Source organism: uncultured Leptotrichia sp. (genome assembly GCF_938036635.1).
In the GTDB taxonomy this organism is placed as follows: domain Bacteria; phylum Fusobacteriota; class Fusobacteriia; order Fusobacteriales; family Leptotrichiaceae; genus Leptotrichia; species Leptotrichia hongkongensis.
In genome coordinates, this window is sequence record NZ_CALHQO010000278.1 from 1 (window position 1) to 7320 (window position 7320).

General features: G+C 28.3%; 7 protein-coding genes. All 7 read right to left on the bottom strand.

The window, feature by feature from the left end; all coding sequences use genetic code 11:
- Nucleotides 1-12: 12 nt before the first annotated feature.
- Nucleotides 13-747, bottom strand: a complete 735-nt coding sequence (locus Q0370_RS05380) for a glycosyltransferase (RefSeq protein WP_299573089.1) — start codon at nucleotides 745-747, stop codon at nucleotides 13-15.
- A complete protein-coding gene (locus Q0370_RS05385; RefSeq protein WP_299573092.1) occupies nucleotides 719-2275 on the bottom strand; it encodes a glycosyltransferase in 1557 nt (518 codons plus the stop codon). The genes Q0370_RS05380 and Q0370_RS05385 overlap by 29 nt, the downstream gene beginning before the upstream one ends.
- Nucleotides 2276-2306: 31 nt before the next feature.
- Complete coding sequence (locus Q0370_RS05390; protein WP_299573095.1) at nucleotides 2307-3401, bottom strand: glycosyltransferase family 9 protein; 1095 nt, start codon at nucleotides 3399-3401, stop codon at nucleotides 2307-2309.
- A 64-nt stretch (nucleotides 3402-3465) separates the two neighbouring features.
- Nucleotides 3466-4566: a glycosyltransferase family 9 protein gene (locus Q0370_RS05395; protein WP_299573099.1), complete on the bottom strand. Its 1101-nt coding sequence runs from the start codon at nucleotides 4564-4566 to the stop codon at nucleotides 3466-3468.
- Between the two features lie 45 nt (nucleotides 4567-4611).
- Nucleotides 4612-5751: a glycosyltransferase gene (locus Q0370_RS05400; protein WP_299573102.1), complete on the bottom strand. Its 1140-nt coding sequence runs from the start codon at nucleotides 5749-5751 to the stop codon at nucleotides 4612-4614.
- An 8-nt stretch (nucleotides 5752-5759) separates the two neighbouring features.
- Nucleotides 5760-6464 (bottom strand): O-antigen ligase, encoded by a 705-nt coding sequence (locus Q0370_RS05405; protein ID WP_299573105.1) that lies wholly within the window; start codon nucleotides 6462-6464, stop codon nucleotides 5760-5762.
- Between the two features lie 104 nt (nucleotides 6465-6568).
- Nucleotides 6569-7320 (bottom strand): hypothetical protein (locus tag Q0370_RS05410; protein WP_299573108.1); only part of this gene is annotated, 752 nt, incomplete at its 5' end.

Below are 7320 nucleotides of genomic sequence, written 5' to 3' on the forward strand. Positions count from 1 at the left end.
ATTAAAATATAATTATAACTTTCCTTTCAGTTTTAAGATTTTTGCTCTGATTTTTTTTATCAATCTATCAATTTTAAATCTTAATACAGTATTTTTACGATTTTTACTAAAATGAACATGTCTTTTATTTCCAATATGTGTTACATATGGTTCCTTAAAAAATACTGTTTTAAACCCATGTTCTTTATAAAAATCAGACAAAACTTCTTCATATCTCTGATTTTCTAATTTTTCGTGAAGTCCAAACAAGTCCATATCTTTTTTTCTTCTTAGGGCTGGATTATAAGTAAATATTTCACCTTTTACACTATAATATTTTTCGCCATTTTTTGAAATATAGTCTTCGTCATAAAAAAAATCTTTTGCAAAATCTTTTTTATCACGTAGTCCAACAACTAGAATTTTTTCATCTTCCTCCATCAGTTCCATTGATTTTTCAATAAAACCTTTTTTCAAAAATTTCCAGTCATCTTCACAGTGAAAAATATACTTAGTATCAACCTCACGGTAAGCCTTATCAATTGACTTTAATTGCCCCAGCCGTGTTTCATTAACTATAAGCTTGAAATTATTATTTTTATCGTTATATTTTGAAATTAATCTCTCCAATTTTTTCCCTTCAGTACTGTCTTCTGTAATTATTATCTTTTTAATTGGATAAGTATTGCATTCAAAAAAGCTGTCAAGCGTTTCTTCCAGCAAATCGAATCTTCCGCAGCTAGTTATTACCAGCGTTACTTCTTTCATATCTATCAAGCCCTTTCTTAGCTTTTGTTTTTTTATTTTCTATTGCCTTTGCCAAATATTCATCATTTTTTTTCAACCTGCTTCTATCATTTTCATTATGATATAAATGGCAAGTCAAAGCCTCAAACTTGAGTTTTTTCTTTTTACATCCAATATTAAACAGCCTTACGGCAAGTTCACTATCCTCTCTTCCCCAACCTTCTATTTCTTCCTCAAAACCATTTACTCTAATTAAATCATCTTTAAAGAAGGACATGTTGCAAGATCTTACTCCACGTAAATTTCTATCTACTTTTGTAAAAATTTTTGAAAGAAGTTTACTTCTTACCATATTCATATTGTTTTTAAGTCCTTTTGTAAAAAGATTTATTTTTTTGCCTTCCATTATTTCCTTTGCCACAGATGGTGAAGTTATAACTCGTGAACCTTGAATAAAACAACCTCTTTCCATATTTTTTATATGGTCTTCAACAAAATGCCTATTTAATATCAAATCGCCATCAATTATTATTATATAATTACCCGTTGCCTTGCTTATCGCCCTATTTCTAGACATTCCAGCCCGAAATCCCTTATCTTCCTGCCACGAATGGATAATATTGCTTTGAGGATAACTTTGCTGAAATCTTTTTACTAAATCTATTGTTTCCTGCTTTGAGCCATCATCAGCAATTATAATTTCCTTTGGTGTAACAGTTTGATCTAATGCACTGTTTAAACAAGCTTCCAAAGCTTTTGGCCAGTTGTATGTAGTAATAACAAGGGAAGTATCATTTCCTAAGTTATTATAATATTCTTCACGTAATTTTGTATATTTTGTCATCGTATAGATGGAGCTATATTTAGCAAGCAAATACCCTTCATAGCCATCTAGAAACCCCAATTGCAAAATATACATCTTTATAAACCTGAATAGCATTTTGGAATATATTTTTATAAAACTTGGATTTTTACCTTTTTTTATATATTCTTTAGCACTTTGTGAAGTATATCTATTTAATTTTTCAAGAAACTCCTCTATGCTATCGTAAGTATAATGGATTATCATTTCCTTTATTTTTTTTATTTGACTGTCAGTTTGATATTGTTCATGAACTTCACGGCTATTTATTTTTACTTTTCCATTTTTCCATAACCTGATTACATAGTCATCCCATCCGCCAAATTTTATTTCTTTTTTAAAAGCTATATTTCGCAGTTTAATTTTGTAAACATCACTTGATGGATTTTCACTGTTTATAATTGATTTTATTTTTGCTTTCAGCTGTGGCGATATTACTTCGTCAGCATCTATTAATAAAATCCATTCACCCTTACATTTTTTTAAAACAGAATTTTTTTGCGGTCCATATCCTTTCCACTTTTCCACAAAAACTTTTGCTCCCTTCGCAAGTGCAATTTCCACAGTTCTGTCGTTACTTCCGCTGTCTACAACTATTATTTCGTCAGCTATTTCTCTTACCGAATCCAAAGTTTTCCCAATTCTGTTTTCCTCATTAAAAGTTATTATTCCTACAGATAGTTTCATAAGTATTTCTCCCATTTCATATTTTAAATTCCTAAATAGCAGATAGATTATTTTCATAACTTAACTTATCAAATACTTTTTCAAAATCCACATCATTAATTCGGCTTTCAGTATAATCGATCAGTATATTTTCTTCTTCTTTTATTCGCCATTTATTTTTATTGATTTTTGGTCCATAAAAAGCCATTATTTTCTTATTCAATCCTTCGGCAATATGTAAAATCGAAGTATCAAGCGATACTACTAAATCACTGCTATTAATTATTGATATAGAATCCAGGATTGTTTTAGATTTTTCAAAAAATAAAACATTTTTATTATCTGTTTTTTTTAGGATATTATATATTGTTTCCCTGTCATTTGGTGAATCTAGAATTATAATTGTATAATCTTTATACATTTCTCCCAACCTTTTTATTATAATAAGCGCATTTTCCTCGTTTATCTTTCTTCCTCTTGATGCTCCAAAAAAGTTTAATGCTATTATTTTATCTTTCACGTTATTTTCTTCAAGAAATTTAGCTACATTTTTTTTAGATTCTTCAGAAATAGGAACGTCATATTTTGTGTCTTTTATTTCAACATTTACACTTTTCATCATCTGTCTATAAATTTGAATCATTTTTAAAGTGTTATTCTGTTTTATATTTTTGTTATATATCTTATAGTCATCTTTATTATATCCAACATTTACAATGGCATTTACCCTGTTCAAAAGATAAACCTGCTTATACTTTAATCCTTCAGTTGAATCAAATAATACATCATATTTATTTTTTCTCAACACTTTTACGATATTTCTCCACTCATGCATTTTTTTTCTATTAAGAATATAATATTTATCTATATTGGGGTTTAGTTTTAATAAATTTTCCAAAGACTTATCGGCAACAACATCAATTTGTATATTAGGGTAATTTTTCTTTATCTCTCTAAAAATAAATGAACTTGTTATATAATCACCAATTTTACCATCTGTTCTTAAAAATAAAATACGTTTTATTTTTGAAGGTACTAAATTAATATCTTTTTTATTTTTATCAAATATACGGCTCAAAATTTCATTTTTTTTATCAATTAGCTTATCCCTGTATGGTCTGTAAAATTTCCAGTTTATTTTACTCATTATATTTTTATTCCTTATATAACTACAGTTATTTACGTTAATTCAAGGGTAACATATAATCCCATTAATTTCCCTTAAATTTTTTTATTTCATTTATCTTATTATTCAGCCATTCTATCGGTTCTGACAATGAAAAATTATAAGTTTGATTATGGCTTCCTTGTATCTTTGAAATTACCTGCAAGCTATCAGCAGTTGTTTTTGGTGACCATCTACATAAGTTATATTTATCGTTTGCATAGAAACTCAGCAAAGGTTTATTCAACGAAGAAGCTATATGAATTGCACCGCCATCAACTCCTATTACTAAATCAGCCAATGCCATAAAAAATACATATTCCCTAATATTAAATTTTTCAGATAAAGTAATATCCAAATCTGTATTTACATATCTCATCAAATTTTTGTAATATTCTTCACTTCCTGCTGTTTTCCCCATGATAATCTTGACTTTTTTTCTTATTTCTTTTTCAATGCTATTTAATAGTTCGGCAACCTCTTTAGCTTTCATTTCTCTATCGCTACCTTGGGGAACTAATAAAATTTTTATTTTTGAATCAAATTTTTCAGAATCAGATTTCCAAAATTTTTCCATTTTAACAATGTCTTTTTCTAAAATTTCTATGTGTGGCTTTTCATTTTTTATCTTAAAATATTTTGAAAATTCAGAATTTATAAGATAATCAATAATATGAGTTTCGATTGGTGGAGTACAGTCAAAATCATAATTTTTTAAATTTTTTCTGTTATAGTAATGCTTCTCATCACTTTCTCCAAAAATCATTGTAATTTTTGGACTTAATATTTTTTTCCAAATCATACGCTTCGTATTTTCCTTGCTCAAAAAATCCAATAATAAATCCCACTTTTTACGATTTTTAAGCACATCCTTACGTTTTACAATACTATCAATTATTTTTTCATTTTCATTACACAGTTTTGTAAATTCCATATTTCTGTCTGTCACTATAATTCCCAATTTTGCACTAGGATACATTTTTTTTAGTTGCCTTGCATAACAAAAAGACATTAACGTATCCCCAATAGAATCCTTTGGATTAAGCAATATAGTATTTACTCTTTTTAAATCGATGTCTTTATACTTTTTTTTAGTACCAAATAGCCATATTATTATTTTAGATTTTATTCCATTTACTATACTCATTATGTAACCTTTCTTTACATTCTTCTAAATAACTATTTATTTTTTTTAGGAATTTATATTTTCAATTAATTCCTTTAGTTTTATTTTATTACTTTCCATTGAAAAATCATTTGCTCTCACAAATGACAGCTTTTTATAATTTTCATATTTTTTATTATTATTCATTAATTCATAAACTTTTTCCACAAACATGTCTTTATCATTTAACGGAATCAGTTCACCGTATTCACTATTTTCCCCCAATATATCCTTTGGACCTGTAGGACAGTCATAGGCCACAACAGGCGTTCCAAAAGCAAGGCTTTCCAGCAGTACAGTCGGCAATCCTTCATATTTTGCAGTATGTACAAATAATTTTGCATTTTTAAAAAACGGATATGGGTTTTCAATTTGTCCAAGCAAGATTACATCATTTTCCAAATTATATTGCTTAATTTTCTGCTTAATCAATTCTACTTTTTCTCCGTTTCCAATAAAATAAAGTTTCTCCTTTATTCCTCGTTGCTTTAATTTATAATAAATATCAACTAGATGTTCAGGCTGCTTTTGCTGTGTCAACCGTGATACTTGTAAAAAATAATCCTCTTTTAAGTATTTTTCATAGTCAGGATTTAGATTCTCTGCCTTTTCTTTGATTCTTTCAAGATTGATTGGATTATAAACTAATTCCACTTTAGTTTTATCCATTCCTAAAATTTCCACAAATTCATCTCTCATTGTATCACAGATTGCCAGTATCTTATCATATTTTTTATATTGTTTTTTATATTTTTCTATTTTGTCTGCACTTAGTTTTTCTCCAAAAGTAAGCGAGAAGTGAATCCAGGCAAATACAGGCACTTTTATATCAAAATTATTATATTTCAATAAATTTGAAGAATAATCTATAACAATATCATATTTTTTTTCTTTTATTCTCTTTTCCACTTTTTTTAAATATGTCGTTTTTGCCCGTAACCTAAAAATTTCTTTAATAATTTTACTTTTTCCGTCATAATTTTTAAATAAAAATTCATAATTCACCTTTTTAGGAATTTCATTTTCAAATAAATTATTTCCCCTATGATCCCAAGTTATAAGCAAATCAACATCATAATTTAATTCAACCAAATTTTTTAATACATTTAGTAAAACTCTCTCTTCTCCTCCCATGCTCAAATGACCATGTAATACCAATACTTTCATATTGTTCCTCACTTTATAATTTTTTCTTTTTTTTCACAGCATTTGTATAAATAGCAACTAAATACAAATAATATTGTTAAAGTTATTATCATATGTTTATTATTCAAATTATCATCTGTCATCCCTTGTATTAACCAAGCTATCAACGAAGCTTTTGTCGCTATTTCAAAAGCTATGTATTTAGAATCCTTTTTATTTTTATAAAATTTTACTTTAAACAACATTACCATATTTTGAACTAAAACTAAAATAAAAAATGCAAAGCCTAATATTCCATAATCTAGCAAGTATTGCAAATACGAATTATGTGTAGCAATATAATGCTGTGTTGTTAATTTATAAAATTTTTCGTTCAAAAACCATGTTTTTACATATTCTAAAGTTCCATGTTTTTTGTAATACTTTAACGTTGCTTCTTTTCTATCAAGAGCTTTCCATCCGTATATTGGCTTTTCTTTTAATTCTTCTATTCCTGCTCCCCAAAATATTACTCTTAACTTACTAGACGGATCTTCATTATATTTTATTATGTATGGAACTCTTTTTGTAACTGATGTAGGTAAAAGAGGATAACCAACTGCACAAAGAACCAAAAATACTAACAAATACTTTTTTCTTTTTTTTAAAAGTATATAAAATATTGTAGGTAAAAGACTAACATAAACCATTTTTGAACGTCCTACAAGGACAATAAATAATACTAAAAAAATCATCTTTGCCAAAAATGGGGAAAATAATGTTATTGAGAAATGATTCCCAGCCTTGATAACGATTGCTTAAATACTCTTTTAATAACTCCTTATTCATAGGGGTGTTTTTACTTAATGGTTGCTAATATAATTGATGCTTCTCCTTGTTTACTTTCTACATTGGTGACGAGTTTACCGATTTCCCGCTTGAGAATTTCGTCAATATCTTGTTGTTCAATATTGAATAGTCTTGGTTTTTTTTCTTCCAATTCCTGTCCGATAGCTAATATTTTTTTGATGATATCGAGGCTTCCTTTATCAACAAGTTTTCTTGTATTTTTTAGGAGCTCTTTCGATTTTTCAGAAATTGTATCATTATTATATAGCTTTACAATTATCTGAAGAGCTTGGGTACGTTTATCACCAGCTCTTGACTTGTTGATGTGGACAAAATATTGATTATATGTTTTTATGGCATCAGCTGAGAGTTGATGCCAATTATCTGGCAATGCAATACGCTGGGCACTCTCATCCACTCGCATCGCTTCAAGCAGTTCAAGTAAAGAAATTATTTGGGCTTTTGATTGACTATCTTCGGCTGTGTGTATGTTAATGGCAAGTTTTGCCGAGCGAGGAGCTTTCACAATAAAGTATGCCGTGCCATTTGTTGCCTGCGCTATTTCCCACCCCTCATTAGTCTGCTCTATTTGCTTATAACGCTCAGTGTGTGTTTCTTTATATTGTTTCAGTTCGTACACATATTGTTGCATTGGCGACTCCTCTCCTTCAATAGCTTTTGCTATATCATAATGTACAACGCTTTCTTCATCGGAGAAAATCTTGCTGTCCTCACCAAATAGAATATGGAATGATTGCAGTT

Coding starts and splice junctions, on each gene's coding strand:
- Q0370_RS05380 (WP_299573089.1), bottom strand. CDS start 747: ATGAAAGAAGTAACGCTGGTAATAACTAGCTGCGGAAGATTCGATTTG.
- Q0370_RS05385 (WP_299573092.1), bottom strand. CDS start 2,275: ATGAAACTATCTGTAGGAATAATAACTTTTAATGAGGAAAACAGAATT.
- Q0370_RS05390 (WP_299573095.1), bottom strand. CDS start 3,401: ATGAGTAAAATAAACTGGAAATTTTACAGACCATACAGGGATAAGCTA.
- Q0370_RS05395 (WP_299573099.1), bottom strand. CDS start 4,566: ATGAGTATAGTAAATGGAATAAAATCTAAAATAATAATATGGCTATTT.
- Q0370_RS05400 (WP_299573102.1), bottom strand. CDS start 5,751: ATGAAAGTATTGGTATTACATGGTCATTTGAGCATGGGAGGAGAAGAG.
- Q0370_RS05405 (WP_299573105.1), bottom strand. CDS start 6,464: ATGATTTTTTTAGTATTATTTATTGTCCTTGTAGGACGTTCAAAAATG.